The 742-nt window shown below is 49.9% G+C and carries 2 protein-coding genes; both read left to right on the top strand.

The annotated features are described in order from the left end of the window. The coding region (locus A3750_RS26670; protein ID WP_231871663.1) for a hypothetical protein at positions 1–200 on the top strand (200 nt) is incomplete at its 5' end. Positions 201–300: 100 nt separating this feature from the next. After that, positions 301–742 (top strand): DUF523 domain-containing protein (locus A3750_RS01095; protein ID WP_197474782.1); only part of this gene is annotated, 442 nt, incomplete at its 3' end.

Genomic DNA, 742 nt, shown 5'->3' with positions numbered 1-742 from the left:
ATATTGATTTTATTGGTCGCGAAGTAAGCTTCGGTGCGCCATCAACACAGTGGTGGAGACAACTATCAAGCGCCATTGCGGGGGGCTTGGGTTTTGCTACGGTGCTGACCCTGTTGTTGACGCCCTCGTTATTGGTATTGGGCGCGAACACCAGCGCTTGGTGGAGAAACAAACGCGGCAAAACGATCAGTTCTGACTAAACTTCTTTACGACGTTCGCGCCAGTAATCAATCGGCTGCGAGTGATGCATCGTAGAATCAAGCGAATTGTTCAAATATGGAAAATAGCCAAGGAGACTGTATGAATAGCGAAGCGAATACTTCGACCCCAGCAATGCAACATACCGCAGAGGCTTTTCCGGATAAGGATCGCATTCAGATTGGTATCAGTAGCTGCCTACTCGGTGAACAGGTCCGCTTTGATACTGGACATAAACATCACTCTTACATTACGAAGACGCTTGGCGAGTTCTTTACCTTTCGGCCTTTTTGCCCTGAAATGGCCATTGGACTAGGCACCCCACGAGAAACAATTCGACTGGTTGAGGCCGAAGACGGCATTCGTGCGGTCGGTACCAAAACCGAAGGCCACGACGTCACTGAGCGGCTGCGAGATAACGCCGAGCAGCAAGCGCATTGGCATCAAGAACTATGTGGCTACATTCTAAAAAAAGACTCTCCGAGTTGCGGCATGGAGAGAGTGAAGGTTTATAAAAAGAACATGCCCGAGCGGATTGGTGCCG

The organism is Oleiphilus sp. HI0079 (genome assembly GCF_001635105.1).
This window is presented reverse-complemented; position numbering and strand designations above follow the sequence as displayed.